At 41.7% G+C, this 16,126-nt stretch carries 20 protein-coding genes; 14 read left to right on the forward strand and 6 right to left on the reverse strand.

The window, feature by feature from the left end; genetic code table 11:
• Window positions 1-27 precede the first annotated feature (27 nt).
• The 9 genes from V5739_RS02155 to V5739_RS02195 all read left to right on the forward strand — a co-directional run bounded on the left by V5739_RS02155 (window position 28) and on the right by V5739_RS02195 (window position 6,073).
• Window positions 28-1,236 carry an MFS transporter gene (locus V5739_RS02155; protein WP_345599001.1) on the forward strand — a complete coding sequence of 403 codons (1,209 nt, stop codon included), beginning with the start codon at window positions 28-30 and terminating at the stop codon, window positions 1,234-1,236.
• A gap of 27 nt (window positions 1,237-1,263) precedes the next feature.
• Window positions 1,264-2,868 carry a GMC oxidoreductase gene (locus V5739_RS02160; RefSeq protein ID WP_423819476.1) on the forward strand — a complete coding sequence of 535 codons (1,605 nt, stop codon included), beginning with the start codon at window positions 1,264-1,266 and terminating at the stop codon, window positions 2,866-2,868.
• Window positions 2,869-3,086: 218 nt separating this feature from the next.
• Window positions 3,087-3,476: a DUF302 domain-containing protein gene (locus V5739_RS02165; protein WP_423819477.1), complete on the forward strand. Its 390-nt coding sequence runs from the start codon at window positions 3,087-3,089 to the stop codon at window positions 3,474-3,476.
• Between the two features lie 138 nt (window positions 3,477-3,614).
• Complete coding sequence (locus V5739_RS02170) at window positions 3,615-3,899, forward strand: rhodanese-like domain-containing protein (protein ID WP_423819478.1); 285 nt, start codon at window positions 3,615-3,617, stop codon at window positions 3,897-3,899.
• Between the two features lies 1 nt (window position 3,900).
• Window positions 3,901-4,218: a rhodanese-like domain-containing protein gene (locus V5739_RS02175; protein WP_423819479.1), complete on the forward strand. Its 318-nt coding sequence runs from the start codon at window positions 3,901-3,903 to the stop codon at window positions 4,216-4,218.
• The gene (locus V5739_RS02180; RefSeq protein ID WP_423819480.1) at window positions 4,215-4,439 is read left to right on the forward strand and encodes a hypothetical protein; all 225 of its coding nucleotides are present in this window, start codon (window positions 4,215-4,217) and stop codon (window positions 4,437-4,439) included. Before V5739_RS02175 ends, V5739_RS02180 begins: the two co-directional genes overlap by 4 nt.
• Window positions 4,440-4,470: 31 nt before the next feature.
• Entirely contained in the window at window positions 4,471-4,920 is a 450-nt protein-coding gene (locus V5739_RS02185) for an OsmC family protein (RefSeq protein WP_423819481.1), read from the forward strand.
• A 247-nt stretch (window positions 4,921-5,167) separates the two neighbouring features.
• A complete protein-coding gene (locus V5739_RS02190; protein WP_423819482.1) occupies window positions 5,168-5,629 on the forward strand; it encodes an alpha/beta fold hydrolase in 462 nt (153 codons plus the stop codon).
• A 72-nt stretch (window positions 5,630-5,701) separates the two neighbouring features.
• Complete coding sequence (locus V5739_RS02195; protein WP_423819483.1) at window positions 5,702-6,073, forward strand: alpha/beta fold hydrolase; 372 nt, start codon at window positions 5,702-5,704, stop codon at window positions 6,071-6,073.
• A 70-nt stretch (window positions 6,074-6,143) separates the two neighbouring features.
• Here the strand turns inward: V5739_RS02195 and V5739_RS02200 are convergent, their stop codons facing one another.
• Window positions 6,144-7,109: a L,D-transpeptidase gene (locus V5739_RS02200; RefSeq protein ID WP_423819484.1), complete on the reverse strand. Its 966-nt coding sequence runs from the start codon at window positions 7,107-7,109 to the stop codon at window positions 6,144-6,146.
• 268 nt (window positions 7,110-7,377) lie between these two features.
• Between V5739_RS02200 and V5739_RS02205 the strand changes: the two genes are divergently transcribed.
• From V5739_RS02205 to V5739_RS02220, 4 genes are all read left to right on the forward strand, one after another.
• Window positions 7,378-7,761 carry a hypothetical protein gene (locus V5739_RS02205; RefSeq protein ID WP_266070613.1) on the forward strand — a complete coding sequence of 128 codons (384 nt, stop codon included), beginning with the start codon at window positions 7,378-7,380 and terminating at the stop codon, window positions 7,759-7,761.
• 5 nt (window positions 7,762-7,766) lie between these two features.
• Complete coding sequence (locus V5739_RS02210; RefSeq protein WP_423819485.1) at window positions 7,767-8,339, forward strand: pentapeptide repeat-containing protein; 573 nt, start codon at window positions 7,767-7,769, stop codon at window positions 8,337-8,339.
• Between the two features lie 184 nt (window positions 8,340-8,523).
• Window positions 8,524-9,729, forward strand: coding sequence for a DEAD/DEAH box helicase (locus V5739_RS02215; RefSeq protein ID WP_423819486.1), 1,206 nt, complete (start codon window positions 8,524-8,526; stop codon window positions 9,727-9,729).
• A 132-nt stretch (window positions 9,730-9,861) separates the two neighbouring features.
• Entirely contained in the window at window positions 9,862-11,058 is a 1,197-nt protein-coding gene (locus tag V5739_RS02220) for an IS256 family transposase (RefSeq protein ID WP_423818582.1), read from the forward strand.
• 182 nt (window positions 11,059-11,240) lie between these two features.
• On the opposite strand, the gene V5739_RS02225 is transcribed toward V5739_RS02220, so the two are convergent.
• The 3 genes from V5739_RS02225 to V5739_RS02235 form a co-directional block, all read right to left on the reverse strand.
• The gene (locus V5739_RS02225; protein WP_423818825.1) at window positions 11,241-12,071 is read right to left on the reverse strand and encodes an IS3 family transposase; all 831 of its coding nucleotides are present in this window, start codon (window positions 12,069-12,071) and stop codon (window positions 11,241-11,243) included.
• A gap of 8 nt (window positions 12,072-12,079) precedes the next feature.
• Window positions 12,080-12,478: a transposase gene (locus V5739_RS02230; protein WP_423818826.1), complete on the reverse strand. Its 399-nt coding sequence runs from the start codon at window positions 12,476-12,478 to the stop codon at window positions 12,080-12,082.
• A gap of 72 nt (window positions 12,479-12,550) precedes the next feature.
• A complete protein-coding gene (locus V5739_RS02235) occupies window positions 12,551-13,291 on the reverse strand; it encodes an SDR family NAD(P)-dependent oxidoreductase (RefSeq protein ID WP_423819487.1) in 741 nt (246 codons plus the stop codon).
• A 108-nt stretch (window positions 13,292-13,399) separates the two neighbouring features.
• On the opposite strand from V5739_RS02235, the gene V5739_RS02240 reads away from it, so the two are divergent.
• Window positions 13,400-13,954, forward strand: a complete 555-nt coding sequence (locus tag V5739_RS02240) for a macro domain-containing protein (RefSeq protein WP_423819488.1) — start codon at window positions 13,400-13,402, stop codon at window positions 13,952-13,954.
• Window positions 13,955-14,078: 124 nt separating this feature from the next.
• On the opposite strand, the gene V5739_RS02245 is transcribed toward V5739_RS02240, so the two are convergent.
• Both V5739_RS02245 and V5739_RS02250 read right to left on the reverse strand, forming a co-directional pair.
• Complete coding sequence (locus tag V5739_RS02245; protein ID WP_423819489.1) at window positions 14,079-15,074, reverse strand: NADP-dependent oxidoreductase; 996 nt, start codon at window positions 15,072-15,074, stop codon at window positions 14,079-14,081.
• Between the two features lie 197 nt (window positions 15,075-15,271).
• Window positions 15,272-16,009, reverse strand: a complete 738-nt coding sequence (locus tag V5739_RS02250) for a hypothetical protein (protein ID WP_423819490.1) — start codon at window positions 16,007-16,009, stop codon at window positions 15,272-15,274.
• Window positions 16,010-16,126: the final 117 nt, after the last annotated feature.

The following is a 16,126-nucleotide window of genomic DNA, read 5'->3' on the forward strand; positions in this document are numbered from 1 at the left end:
CGTTTCTTAGCTGTAGATAATTCCTGAATGGGCACGTCGCGGCTAAGCTTACCGGTCATTGTATTTGCACAATTTTGCTGCACCTCCTTATGGTTTGCAGGTAATGGCGTGATGAACGATCTCATCCAGACTTTTGATCTCGGTCCTGCCGCACTCGGGCACCTTACATCGGCAGTACAATTCGGTTTTATTACCGGCACCCTGGGTTTTGCTTTCCTGGGAATTGCAGACCGGTATTCCCCCTCAAAAGTGTTCTTCTATTCTGCTATTTTTGGCGCCTTTTTTAACCTGGGGATGCTTGTGGAAAGCAACAGCTCCGGCAGTTTGCTAATGCTTAGGTTTCTTACAGGATTTTCCCTTGCAGGAATTTATCCCGTGGGAATGAAGATCGCATCCGATTATTATCGGGAAGGCCTTGGCAAATCTCTCGGTTTCCTGGTAGGTGCTTTGGTTCTTGGAACAGCACTCCCGCACTTACTCTTAACAGTAACCGGGCTGCAGGGTTTACCGTGGAAAAGCGTTCTAATTACTACTTCATTTCTGGCATTTTTGGGAGGGAGCCTCATTTTACTGCTTGTGCAGGATGGCCCCTACCGAAACCCAATGTTACAAAAGGATTTTTCAGCCATGCTCAGGGTTTTTAGAATTCCGAAGTTTAGGGCAGCGGCATTGGGGTATTTTGGGCACATGTGGGAATTATACACCTTCTGGGCCTTTGTTCCTGTGGTACTCAAGGTGTACAGCGTCCTTCACCCTCACAGCAATTTCAATATTCCTTTACTTTCTTTTTTCATCATTGGCTCCGGCGGACTCGCCTGTGCGGTCATTGGTCTTCTTTCCCAAAGTTGGGGCACTAAGAGAAGTGCTGCAGGTGCTTTACTACTTTCGGCTGCGTGTTGTATCATTTCTCCCCTTATGTTTCTGCAAACTTCAGAAACGTTCTTTATTATTTTTCTCCTTTTCTGGGGCATGGTTGTAGTGGCCGATTCTCCCCTGTTTTCTACCCTTGTCGCAAAACATGCACCTTCCGAAACACGGGGCACGGCATTGACCGTGGTGAACTGCATAGGTTTTGCTATCACTATTGTGAGCATCGAATTGACAGGTTTTGTGCTTGAAGTGCTCGATCCGGTTTATCTCCTTTTATTTTTGGCACCCGGGCCTCTACTGGGCCTGCTGGCTCTTTTCAGAAAAACAAGAAATCAATTGCCTACAATTTCCCCCGAAAAAGTTTAAATTTATACAGTAAGCATCTATTACCAAATGGAATACGATTACGACTATATTATTATTGGCAGTGGTTTTGGAGGCTCGGTGAGTGCGATGAGACTTTCAGAAAAAGGTTATAAAGTACTCGTAGTCGAAAAAGGAAAGTGGTTTAAAGTCAAAGATTTTCCCAAAACCAACTGGAACCTGAAAAAATGGCTCTGGATACCGGCATTGAAATTTTTTGGCATCATGAAACTGAGCGTCTTCAGGCATGTGGCAGTAATTTCGGGCACAGGTGTGGGTGGCGGTTCGCTGGTCTATGCCAACACCCTTCCGGTGCCAAAAAAGGCATTTTACACCTCTGGTTCGTGGAGGCAGCTGGAAGACTGGGAAGAGGATCTCAAACCACATTACCAGACTGCTTTAAAGATGTTGGGGGCAGTGCCTAATCCACGATTGTTTGATGCCGACAAAGCCCTTGAGAAAATGGCTGAGGACATGGGCAGAAAAGAGCATTTTGAACACCCTCATGTAGCTGTTTACTTCGGAAAAGAGGGAGAAACCAAAGAGGATCCCTACTTTGGCGGCAAAGGGCCAGATAGAACCGGCTGTAATTTTTGTGGCGGCTGCATGACCGGTTGCAGGTATAATGCAAAAAACACCCTTGACAAGAATTACCTTTGGCTGGCACAAGAGCTGGGGGCAAAAATACTGGCAGAAAATGAAGTCACTGATGTAAAAAAGCTTGCTTCGGAAGCTTATGAAGTGACACTCAAATCGAGTACCTCCTACTTCGGGAAGACCAAAAAACTGCGGAGCAAGGGAGTGATCTTTTCCGGCGGAGTTTTGGGTACGGTAAAACTTTTGCTCAAGCTGAAGCAGAAAAGTCTTCCGAAGTTATCCGATAAAGTGGGAGACGAAATCAGAACAAATAACGAGACCCTCATCAGCGTTTCTACGGCCGACAGGAAGAAAGACCTTTCTAAAGGCGTAGCCATAGGGAGCCTGCTGCACACAGATGACAACAGCCATCTTGAGGTAGTGCGTTACTCCAGAGGTTCGGGTTTCTGGAAGTTATTACACCTGCCAATGGCCACAGGAAAGACTCCCCCGCAGCGTATATTGAATGTTATTTCTCAGCTAATAAGTTCCCCGGTTTCCTGGTTCAAAACATATTTTATCAATGGCTGGTCAAAAAGTACTGCGGTACTGCTTTTTATGCAAAGCATTGACAGCACGATAAAACTGAAGAGAAATTTCTTCGGAAGCATGTCCAGCGGGATAGGTTCGGGGGAAAAACCTACTTCAGATATTCCTGCTTCAAAAGACCTCACCAAAAGGTACAGCAAAGCCATCAACGGCAAAGCCACTTCTTTTGTACTGGAAAGCATTGCCGGAATTCCCACTACAGCCCATATTTTAGGCGGTGCGGTGATGGGCAAAAATGCTTCAGAAGGAGTGATCAATTCCAGGAATGAAGTTTTTGGATATCAGGATTTATTGGTTATTGATGGATCAATGATCTCGGCAAACCCGGGGGTGAATCCCAGCCTTTCCATCACTGCAATAGCCGAAAGGGCCATGTCTTTTATTCCGCAGAAAAATGAGGTGTCAAAAATGGCATTTTTGAAGCATCATTCCGAAGAGATCAAAGGCTAAAAAACGACCGTTAGTTAAATAAGATAAATCTATAGAAGTTTAATATTCAATAGAATAGGCTGAAGTATTTTTACATCGAAAACCTTTAGGGTTAGGATGTCCCCTACACACCTTTCCCTTCAGGTTTTTCATTTTTCCTTCTGTAACAATTGTCACTGTTTATCCCTTCCAAAAGAGCTTTTTTTGTAGTATATTGATAATCAGATAAAACTACAGTCATGAGCTACTATTTTACCACTACTTTAAAACAGGATTTTGACACAGCCATTCAAAAAGTTACCGAAGAACTCAAAAAAGAAGGTTTCGGTATTCTAACAGAGATCGATGTGAAGGAAACCTTCAAAAAGAAACTGGATGTAGATTTCAGAAAGTATAGAATTCTTGGTGCCTGCAATCCGAAAATGGCGCACCAGGCTATTTCAGCCGAGAGCAGGATTGGGACCATGTTGCCCTGCAATGTGATAGTGCAGGAAACCGGTGACGGCACGATTGAAGTATCAGCCGTTGATCCTGTGGCTTCCATGCAAGCCGTTAAAAATGACACTTTAGGAGATGTTGCCACGCAGGTACGGGAAAAGCTGAAAAAGGTAATTAATAATATCAACTAGATTGAAACTACAAATGAAAAGAATCCGGGGACTTCTAAATTCTCCGGATTTTTTTTTGCTGCCACCCTGTGTAACAAAAGTAACTGTACCGGCGCAACTTAGGAATTACTTTTGTCCTGTTTTTAAATGATAACACTTATGAAAACGGAAAAGATCATACAAGCAGGAAAAGGAACCATACTGGACGTTAGAACAAGAGCAGAATTTGCTGGTGGCCATGTAGCAGGTTCCAAAAATATACCCCTTACAGAATTACCCGATGAAATTGAGAATTTGAGATCATGGGAGGCTCCAATCATTCTTTGCTGCGCATCGGGAATAAGAAGTTCGCAAGCAGAACAATATCTCACCCGTGCCGGTATTAATTGTGTGAACGGGGGTTCCTGGCTCGAAGTAAATTACCTACAAAATAAAGCATCTTAAAATGATAGAAGGTTTAAAACGAATACTGGGACTTGGTCCGAAAACAAATTATGCCCAATTACTTGAACAGGGCGCCACTATTGTTGACGTGCGCACCAAAGGGGAATTTAGCAGCGGGCACATCAATGGGTCAAAAAACATTCCGTTGAACAGCCTGGGCCAAAACCTGAAGAAAGTTGGAGATAAAAATAAGCCTGTTATTACCTGTTGTGCTTCGGGCATGAGAAGTGCTTCGGCAAAAAATATATTGAAATCGGCAGGATTCACAGAAGTACATAACGGCGGCGGCTGGAGAAACCTTCAGAATAAAATAGGATGAAAAACAGGTTTTTAAAAAACTGGACATGGGTACGAGCTGCTTACCTCATTAATGGCATGCTTATAATTTTTCAGGCTGCCAGTGCAGCACAGTGGTGGGGGCTTGCTTTAGGTATTTACGTTGCTGCTATGGGGCTTTTTAGCTTTGGATGTGCAGCAGGAAATTGTACGGAGCCAAATTGTGCGCTGGAACCTGATCGAGATCAGGAATTAAGAAAATAAACAGAATTATATTTACCACATAATTACACTTATGGAAGAACATATCTATAACGTCGATTTACACTGGAAAACAGATCGCAAAGGGGAAATATCTTCTCCTGAACTCGATGAGAAAATCGAAGTGGCCACACCTCCCGAATTTCCAAAGGGAATTGCCGGAATCTGGTCTCCGGAACATCTTTATACAGCTGCAGTAAACAGCTGTTTTATGACTACTTTTTTGGCAATTGCCGAAAATTCAAAACTGGAATTTGAAAGTTTAAGTTGCCCTGCAAAAGGAAAGCTGAGCAAACAGGAGGGTAAGTTTATAATGTCTCAAATTGTACTTGAGCCAGTGCTTACTATCTACAATGAAGATGATAAAGAGAAGGCCGAAAAGATCCTTTTTAAAGCCGAAAAAGCCTGTCTCATCACAAATTCTATAAAAGCTGAAGTTATTTTAATTCCGAAGATAAATCTGGCAGAATCTTTGGTATTATAAGTTTCCAGTCCCCCTACACAAGAGATCCCGTCTGAAGATTGTTTGTCTTCTTCGGGATCTTTTTTTTTGCTCAGTTTCAGCCATTATAATAGGCAAATCCAGAAATAATTTCATTTTCAACAATGCTGACTGTAACAAATGATCTCCAGAAAAGTCTATAGGAGAAATTGCTGAAGAAGAAATATTAAGGGCAGGTTTTTCAAATCAAAACCTGCTCACTTTTCTAAGGCATCTAAACCTTTCAAAAATGGATAGATTATTCCTGATTATCGTCATGTTACTCTTAAGCCAGAATGTTTTGGCGGGTGAAAAGACCATTACTACTTCAGACGGGGTTGACCTTTACGTGAAAGTAGAAGGCAAGGGCACTCCACTGCTTTACATTCACGGCGGGCCGGGATCGGGCAGCTATTGGTTTGAGAAATTGACAGGTGAATTTTTAGAACAGCATTTTACAGTAGTCTACCTGGATCAACGGTGGGTTGGAAGATCACAAAGTTCACCCACCCAGGATTATTCCCTTGACCGTATGGCGCTCTACTTTGAAGAAGTAAGGGCAGCTTTGGGTTTTAAAGACTGGCTTACCCTGGGGCACTCCTTTGGAGGCGTTTTACAAATGGGTTATGCCGAAAGGTATCCTGAAGCACAAAAAGGAATGCTCATGATAAATTGCACGCTCAACCTTATAGAATCGGCTTGTGAAAGCTGACTTCCAAAGGCAGCAGAATATGTTGGGGAAACCTATAGCTGTGCGGGAGACACAGTTGCCCTGGCACAAAGAATGAATGAGTATGGCGGAAAGCTGCAGGAAAAAGGCCTTTTCTGGAAAATGGGCTCCAGAGATCCTGAAACTTTTACAAAGCTCGACCAAATGTCTGGAGAAATCGAAAATTTCAATTACGATCTAAGCAACAATATCATGAACAGAAACGATTACTGGCAAAACTTTAAACTGCTTAGTGGTGGTATGAAGATGCCGGTGCTCTACTTCTACGGCACCAATGACTATATGGTGGGGCCGCGACATTATAAGGATCTTGAATTTTCGAATCTTCTTTTATGGGAAAATAATGGCGGGCATGTGCCGTTCATAGAAGACAGAAACGATCTCGAAAAGGCCGTGCTGGCATACAAAGAAAAGTACAGGGTTTAAAAGTAATTGTTTGAGGAGAACAGGTTGTCAAAAATGCGTTTTTGGCAACCTTTCTTATTTCCGGTCATTTTTAGCGGATCGTCTCAAGCCCTTCGGGTGGCGTTACAGCAAGTTCCTCGAGATCAGGTTCGGGAAGATCAAAGTTTCTTTTATCCTTTTTATATTCCGCAACATATTGGCTCAGGGTTTCCAGTTCCCGGGCATTCAGGTAGTTGGAGTTAGGCTTCTCTACCAGTTGCAGCCAGGGCACGGGCCCTTCAAAGTTGTAATCTCCAAAAACCATAAAAGGAGTGCCGTTGTGTTCTACAATTTGGCCTGTATCATCAAGTTTCCACTGTTTGGCCCAGTTGTAAATGCTAATGGCATCATCTTTTCGCAATCTCACACAAGCGTGGCTGGCAGGGTAACCAGGCAGGGAATATTGGTGCACACCGACGCCCTCAAAGTTCATAAAATTGAAGTAGTAAGGCATAAGCCAGGAATCATCTACCGTGCTAATTTTACTGCGGGCCTTATAGTTTCCGTAGAAGAGACCTGCGGGAGTTTGCGTAGACTTTTTTCCCGAGCTCACGGGTCCCCATTTTAGAAGTTTTCCATTCTCGTATAATGCAAATCCCTGTATTCTTCTCGAGATAAGCACGGTCTTGGGTATGGAATCGAGCATTTCCAATCTTTGGGGAAAAGGAGAATAATCTAAAAAGTTTTTGGTGAGCGTATCGGGTATCACCAGAACATCACCTGCCCTTAGCCGGTAGGCGTCCACGCGGTTGATGGCAAAAATAAATTCCTGCTCCAGTTCGTTAAACCGCGTTTTAAAACTATCAACCTGGGCAGTATTTTCAAGGCTGTCACGATGATAGGTAACAAACAGGGGCAACTTTTCGACTTCCTGCTTTACAGTTGGTGCAATTGTAGCTTCTGGTGGATTTAAATTTTGAGACTGAAGAGCCGTTTCAGATCGTTCACAGGAAGTCCATCCCGTAAGTACAAGAAGGATTAAAAGAAAATGAGCGATATTTTTCCGAATGCATTTCATGGTCTTCTGCTCAAAGCATTAAAAACAATTATAAGATACTAATAATCAAATATTAATAAGATTACTTCCCCTAACTCTATTACTACTAATTTCGACAATTTTTGGGCCATTCCCTGTATGAACCGAAAATCAATTCTTCTGAAAAATGGCATTTTAAAGGTTCATTTTTCATGATGAAAATACTCCGTATTCCCTGAAAAAACCTTAAAATAAACTAAAATGTTTAGCAATAAATAATTACCTTGTCAACATCAAAAAAATGCTGATTATGAAATTTCTTTTCCTTCTTTTCTTCACCCTATTAGGAACGGGAGCAATGGCGCAGGAGAGCCCGGTCACTTTTGAAAGTAAGGGAATTACCTTCTCTGGAGACCAAAGTGTAACGCGCGAGAATAAACAAATTGTAGAGCTTACCGGCAATGTACATTTCACTACCTCTATAGTAGAGATTGAGAAAGCCGAAAAAATAGTTTACGATAAGAACACCAAAACATTTACGATTAGCGGTTTCAATGAGCTTATGCTAAATGGAAAAAAACGCCTAGCTTCAGATTTAGGCTCTACAACCCTAAAGATCGATCTTGGCGGTAGCATAGCATACCTGGTAGCCGAATCTACAAATTGTAAAGGCGGGAAAGGCAAAGGCTGCTAAAATTCATGAACGAAGCTTATTTTAGAGACGAAGATTTCACCTCAGAAAATCTTCGTGAGGGCAACCTTCCCGAAGGCGAATACGACAACTGTACTTTTAAAGCCATTAATTTTTCCGGCGCTCACCTGTCAAAAATGACATTTTCGGAATGTGTTTTTGAAGCCTGTGACCTTAGCAACTGCATTACCAGAGGAACCTGCATCAGGGACACAGAGTTTATAGACTGTAAACTGATGGGGCTAAATTTTCATGAGCTTGATCCATTTTTATTGTCATTTTCCTTTCACAACTGCCTTTTAAACTTTTCTTCTTTCTCAAGATTAAAACTGAAGAATATTTCTTTTGAAGATTGCAAACTTATTCAGGTAGATTTTTCTGAAGCCGATTTAACTTCAGCCACTTTCCAGAATTGTGATCTTAGCGGTGCCACCTTTATAGGTACCAGGCTTGAAAAAGCCGATTTTAGCACTTCCAGGAACTTCAGCATAGATCCTGAAAATAACAACATCAAGGGGGCTCATTTTTCTGCAGAAAATATTCGGGGCCTTTTGGAGAAGTATCAAATCCAGATCTTATAGCCCCTTCTACCTCTGAAATAAGCGGCCCGATTCTTGCTGATTGTAAAACCGGCAGATAAAAAGCTTATCTTTGCCATCTTCTTTACAAGATACACGGCAGGTTGTAAGCCGGTTCAGAATAAAAAACAGCAGCTGTTTCAAGAAAGTGCAACGTCTTTTCCAGCATTTCACATAAAACAATTTAATGTCGTTTAAAAAATTAAATTTAGATGAGGCCTTACTTAAGGCGCTCGAAACTCAGGGTTATGATACGCCCACACCAATACAAAAACAAGCCATTCCAGTAGTTCTTTCAGGAAAAGATCTTTTAGGAGTAGCCCAGACCGGAACAGGAAAAACAGCCGCTTTTGGCCTCCCTATCCTCCAGTTATTAAATGAGAAAAGATTCTCGGGAAAAGGAGTAAGATCCCTAATCCTTACCCCAACAAGGGAGCTCGCCATACAAATAGACGAGAGCCTTGCAGCATACGGCAAGCATACCAGGCTTAAGCATTCGGTTATTTTTGGAGGTGTTTCACAACATTCGCAGGTTGAAAAGCTTAAACGAGGGGTAGACATTCTTGTCGCCACCCCAGGCCGCTTACTGGATCTTATGAACCAGGGCTTTATCAGCCTTAAAACCCTCGAGATCTTTGTTCTTGATGAAGCCGACAGGATGTTGGATATGGGTTTTATCCACGATGTAAAAAAGGTTATTAAAAGCCTGCCAGAAAAAAGGCAGACCCTTTTCTTTTCGGCCACCATGCCCGATGAAATACAGAATCTGGCTAAGATGATGCTGAAAAATCCGGTGAAAGTAGAAGTTACTCCGCCGTCTTCAACAGTAGATAAAATTGATCAAAGGGTTTATTTTACCAACAAACCTGATAAGAGAAAGTTACTGCTCCATCTCCTGGAAAGCAACGGCATTGAAAGCGCCCTCGTCTTTACCCGGACAAAGCATGGTGCAGATAAAGTTGCAAAGTTCCTGGATAAAGCAAAGATCAATTCGGCAGCCATTCATGGTAACAAAAGTCAGAATGCGAGGCAAAACGCATTGAAGAACTTTAAAAGTGGAAAACTGAATGTACTGGTAGCAACCGATATTGCCGCCCGCGGAATCGACATTGATGAGTTAGGACATGTATTTAACTTCGATCTCCCAAACGTTCCCGAAACTTACGTACACCGAATTGGACGTACCGGTCGTGCCGGAAACGAAGGTATTGCCATCTCGTTTTGTGCCGCCGATGAGCGCAAGGAATTAAAAGATATAGAAACACTGGCAGCTATTAAAATCCCGGTGGTAGAGGAACACCCTTACCCTATGGATCTAAACGCTGAACCTGCTCCGGTAGCTACAGGAAACAATCGCAACCGCAATAACAACAGGCAAAGGAGAAGAAGGTAGTGTATTGTGAGGGAAACAACCCGCAAAAGGCACTATATTAAAAACTGTGTAAGTTTTAAATAAAGGGGTTTGTTAGCCCCGTTATTTTTTTAACCTTGCCTGCAAAATCCAGGCACTAATATTTACACATTGATGAAAAAAGAAGATCTATTCGATGATGAGTTTTTAAAACAGTTTAAATCCGGAGAAGAACTTAGCAGCTTTCTCAAGCAACTTCAAAAACGAGGATTGGAGAAAATACTTGAAGGTGAACTTGATGGCCATCTGGATTACGACAAGAACCAAAAGTCTGGATCTGGAAATACCAGGAACGGTTATTCTCAGAAAAAGGTTCGCAGCTCTTACGGTGAAGACACTATAAAGGTTCCCCGCGACCGTGATGGCTCTTTTAATCCCATGATCGTTCCCAAACGAAAAAACATGGTGGACGGGATTGAAAATGTTATTGTATCACTATATGCAAAGGGAATGAGCAATAGCGATATTGAGGAGCAAATCTCTGAGGTGTATGGTTTTGATGTCTCTACTTCTACTATATCCAGAATTACAGACAGAATCAGCAATGATATCGTAGCCTGGCAAAATCGTCCTTTAGAGCCTGTGTATCTGATCGTTTGGATGGACGGAATCGTATTCAAGGTTCGAGAGAACTCTAAGGTAGTCAACAAAACCATTTACATAGCTGTAGGCCTTAGAAGAGATGGTAAAAAGGAAGTTCTTGGCCTTTGGTTAGGAAAGAATGAATCTGCCGCCTTCTGGATGAGCGTATTGACCGATATGAAAGCCCGGGGAGTTGAGGACATTTTAATCACTGCCACTGATAATCTCAATGGATTTACGGATACCATTAAGAATGTTTTTCCACAGTCTAAAACTCAAATCTGTGTGGTTCACCAGATCAGAAACGCCTGTAGGTATGTAGTTTGGAAAGATAAAAAAGCCTTTACCAGGGATATGAAGTTGATATACGATGCACCTACCAAACAAGCCGCAGAAGCTGCCTTGGAAGATTTTGCCACCCAATGGAACTCTAAGTATTCTTATGCGATAAAAAGCTGGAGGGACAACTGGGAAGACCTTACCGTCTTTTATGAGTTCCCGCTGGAGATCAGGCGAATCATTTACACCACCAATCTTATTGAGAACCTGAATGGTAAGATCAGAAAGTACACTAAAAACAAATTATCCTTCCCAACCGATGATGCTGTAATGAAATCTGTATATTTGGCTCTGAGGGAAGCAACCAAAAAATGGTCTATGCCCATTAGAAATTGGGGAATCGTCCTCAATCAGTTCTTGACTATATACGAAGAAAGGGTTCAACTTTAGATAAAAAGTCAAACCCCTTTATTTAAAACTTACACACTTTACGGGATAGTGTCCCGCAAAAATATTTTTAAATGAAAGAGTCTATTCCTGTTGGAGTAGACTCTTTCATTTTTTAAACACTTCGTACTTCCAAATTTTATATAACCTGAACTTCCCTGATTAGTGTTGACCGGTTTTAGATATTAATTTTCATTATCAAAAATAGTAATTATTGGACGGTCTTTTGTTTTAAGGGTTAACCAATAATTAATGAACTTTTCTGGATTTCTTTTCCCCAGATGATCGTGTGATCTTTTGTTGTTATAGTTGTTCACTGCTTTATTTATCTGGCTCTTGAGCTGATTAAAGGTTTTTGGCTTCCAATGATCCAGATACTCTTCTTTAATTGTTCTGTTAATCCTTTCGGCATAGGCATTGTCCTGGGCGCTTAAAGCCATACTTATAGTTGTTTTATTTGATTTTAAAAGATCTGTGTAAGACTTATAAGTGTACTGGCTTCCACGATCTGAGTGATGGATTTTTGGAGCTTTATTATCTTTTAAAGCCATCTTTAAAGCCTTTAGGTTTGCTGTCCCTCTCATGTGATCGGAGACTTCATAACCCACTATTTTCTTAGTGTAAACATCTATAATAAAGACTGCATAATAAAATCTATCTCCTACCCTGTAGTAAGTAATATCGCTTTGCCATACTACCGAAGGTGCATTGATCTCTATGCCTTTTATTTTATTGGGATAGTAGATGCTACCTGCAATGGTAGTACGCCTGTAGTTCTTTTTCCTTTTGAGACGATAACCTAATTGCATAAAAGTCTCAACAAAGCGATCTCTTCCAATAAAATTAGGCTTTAAGGTATAATACATTTTCTCCACCCCACAACCAGGATGGTCTCTACGAATATCATCGGCTTCAGACATTAACTCCATCAAGCGACGATCAAATAAAGTCTGTCTTCGCGCATATTGATGTACAGCCTGTTTACTGATTCCAACACTTTCATAAAGTTGATTCATAGAAAAACTTATTTGTTTTTTGTTTTCCCTGAACCATGTGATTGTGGGGTGCTGTAGTTTTTTTTAATGTCGATATCCAGCTCTGTCTTGGCTAATTCGATCATTTTTTCAAAATACTCTACCTGGATCTGTTTACGTCCTAAAGCAGCTTCAAGTTCCTTGATCCGGGATGCCATTTCCTGCATCTTTTTTTCGCTACTGTCTTTCATTTCTACAACTCTAAAACCTTTCTCGTTAAAGGTAGAAAATTTATAAATCCAGCTATAAATGGAGTTATTACTTACACCGTGTAGCTTCTCAAGCTGAGGAACACTATAGTCTCCACTTTCAAAGTCTGCTACAATTTGTTTTTTAAACTCTAAGGAATAATGTCTGTGCTTCTTTACCGAGCGAATGTTTGCTTTCATATAAGTTGATTTTAGTGGTCAACCTATATCAGGGACATACAACCTTCGTACTTCTACCTTCGTACTTCAATCTTATCTTGCCAGGTAGCCGCCGTCTATAGGATAATATGCACCGGTGGCAAATGAAGCTTTGTCACTACCGAGCCAAAAGATCAATTCAGCTACTTCATTGCTCCTGCCTAATCGTCCTATGGGATGTAAAGAAATCAAATGTTTTTTTATATCCTCATCAAGCTGGTCTAACAAAGGAGTGTCAATAAATGCCGGTCCCACAGCATTGATCCTAATTTTCTGAGAAGAATATTCTATTGCCGCATTACGAGTTAAACCCACAGCAGCGTGTTTTGCAGCAACATACCCGGCAGAACCTTCAAAGCCCACACTACCTAAAATAGAAGAGATATTGATGATGCTCCCCTGTCCATTTTTCAGCATAGCTGCGATTTGGTACTTCATTCCGTAGAAAATGCTGTGCAGGTTGATATCGATCACCCTGTGCCAACCCTCCAGGCTCATATCGCCAATCTTGTTTGCCTCGCCCCCAATACCTGCATTATTCACAGCAATATCAAGCTTTCCGTAATTTTTTACAGCAAAATCGACCAGGGCCTTATTTTCGGCAGCTGAGGCTACATCTGCTTTAAAGAAACTGGCTGTACCACCCGATTTCTTAATGCGTTTCACTACTTCCTCCCCTGCTTCAGAATTAATATCAGAAACTACAACTTTAGCACCTTCGCGGCCAAAAAGAAGAGCTGTGGCCTCTCCTATTCCCGAGGCCGCACCTGTAATAATTACAACTTTATCTTTCATAACACTCTGATTTAATTTATTGTAAATTAAAAAATACAGCAATTGAAAAGCATGATTAAAATCAGGAAGCGTTTGAAGAGGGATAAAAATTTGCTATTTTAGAGAAGTATGAAAAAATCTATATCGGGAGTAACAATAGAGCTGCGACAGGGTGATATTGCGAATCAGGGAGATTGTGAAGCAGTGGTCAATGCAGCCAATGCACAGCTGGAAACCGGCGGCGGAGTCGCGGGAGCTATTCACACAGCCGCAGGACCAGAGCTTGCTAGTGAAGCCCGGCCAATGGCACCTATAAAGCCCGGAGAAGCTGTAATAACAAAAGCGTATAATCTCCCAAACCAGTACGTTATTCATTGCCTGGGGCCGGTTTACGGGCAGGACCAGCCGGAGGAAGATAGGTTGTTGGCTAACTGTTATTCAAATGCCCTGGAACTAGCTGAAGAGAAGCAAATTTCTTCTATTGCTTTTCCGGCTATCTCAACCGGCATTTTTGGATACCCTGTAGAAGACGCTGCAAAAGTTGCTTTCACAAAAATCATAGAAAGCATTTCTTCTTTTAAACATCTCAAAAATATCATTTTTGTACTGTACAGTGAAAAAGATCTAAACGTACACAAAAGAGTGCTTGAGCAAATTATGCAGGGGAAAGAATATTTAGGCTGAGCCTTTTACGCCTTTTAAGTTGTGGGTTGTGAGGTTGCCGGTTTCAAGGTTGCGGGTTAGTTGCCGGTAAATTTTTTCATTACCGGATATGATTTTTACTTCCTTAAACCTTAAACTTTGAGCGTTAAACCTTCACGACCATCTTACCCATGTTACGCCCTTCAAACAGACCTATAAACGCCTCAGGGAGTTTATTAAAGCCTTCTACGGTAGTTTCATCATAATCGAGGTTTCCATCCTTTAACCAGCTGCTTAACTGCCGCAGCGCTCTTCCAAAGTCTTTTGCGTGATCACGAATTAAAAAGCCCTGCATCAAAGCTGTTTTTTTGATGAGAATATTTTCGGGACGTGGTCCTGTTGGCACATCGGCTTCATTGTAAAGAGATATCGCCCCACAATTAATGATTCGGGCGTCTTTATTGATGGTTTGCAACACGGCATCCAGAATTTCACCTCCAACATTGTCAAAGTAGACATCTACCCCATCGGTACAAATCCTTCTAATGGCGTCGGCCATATCCTCCTCTTTATTATAGTTTAGTCCTTTGTCAAGGCCAAATTTTTCTTCCAGATGTTTTACTTTTTCATCGCTACCGGCAATTCCTACTACCATGCAGCCTTTGATCTTTCCAATTTGCCCGGCTATGCTTCCCACAGCGCCGGCTGCACCCGAAACTACAAGAGTCTCTCCAGGTTTAAGCCGCCCAATTTTATCGAGAGCCAGGTAAGCAGTTAGCCCCGTTAATCCCAGCACGCCAAGAAAGGCTGGTAAAGGTGCGAGTTCGGTATCTACCCTGTTCAAGCCGGTACCGGCAGATACCTGCAGCTCCTTCCATTTTAGCATTCCTGAGACATACTCTCCTTTTTGAAAATTTTGGTTCTTGCTTTCCACGACCTCGGCCACCACCATAGATTCCAGCGGCTCATTAAGTTTGAAAGGAGGAATATAAGATTCTTCATTTCTCATTCTTCCACGCAGATATGGATCTACCGAAATATATAGTGCTTTGAGCAGAATCTCTCCTTCTCCCGGCTTTGGGTCGTTCTCTTCAACAGTTTCAAAATCTGAAGCGGAAGGCTTCCCTGCAGGACGATTCCTGAATATAATGGTCTTGGACATGATTGGTTGGTTTTTATTGAAGATAAGGCTTCTCCAGCATTTTCACAAGCTGAGTTTCGGGTAATTCCAAATTTTAAGAAGATCTATTTAACGTTTTAAACCAAATCCAAAAATTGTTCTAAAATCCTCATTCCACAGTACATTCTCATGGCAGTTACCAGGCATTATTTGCAATATTGTCGCCTGATCATCTATAATTATTCTATGAGCGTGGCAGTCCACGACCGGTTTGTCATCCCGTTGGAAGTAAGAAAAGTGTATGTTCCACTCATCTCATTCTCCTGAAGTTCACCGGTGAGGATATAGCTTTCTCCTTCATCATCCGCCATCATATCGTAGGTGAGCACGTTGTCTTCAATACTCCACTCTCCCCATAGATCGTATACCCCGGGTGCTGCGGGTTCGGTATAAAAAGCCGTACCGTCTTCATGAAAAACTACATGGCCAATCCAGGAAGTATCTTCATCATGATGGTAAGTAATTTCCCATTTAGATCCTTCCAGGCTATCTGTTTCAATACTCAGCTCCTCTCCATAAGCCGTACCCGCCTCATTTGTAGCAAAGGTTCTGAAGTAATAATTGATCCCGGGATTGAGGTCTTCAATTTTCACAACAAAAGAGCTTTCAGATTGTTTTTGAGTACTTTTCGATATGGAGGTGGTAGCACTTTGCCCTTCGGGCAATGCAACATTATCTTCAAGAGTGGGATTGGGATTGGTACCCCAAACAACCCCATAAGACTGAATTTCACTGTCAGTTTCCATAACGGTTCCTGAAATTTGGACAGAAGTATAGGTGATAACAGCTTCAGATTCATCAATTACTGTAACTACTTCGGGTAATTGCGGCTCGCGGTCTTCATCTTCTGAATCACACCCTAAAAATACGCTTAAGAACATAAGAAGATAAATACCTTTTAATAATGGAAATTTCATAACATCTGTTTTTAAAATGAACGAGAAAGTTACCCGAAAGTTCCACTCAAGGCAATACCCTCTTATAGGTATTTTGCTGATTTAAAGCAACTTAAATATAAAATGAACCGGTTTTAT

Source organism: Salinimicrobium sp. TIG7-5_MAKvit (genome assembly GCF_049569215.1).
GTDB lineage: Bacteria > Bacteroidota > Bacteroidia > Flavobacteriales > Flavobacteriaceae > Salinimicrobium > Salinimicrobium profundisediminis.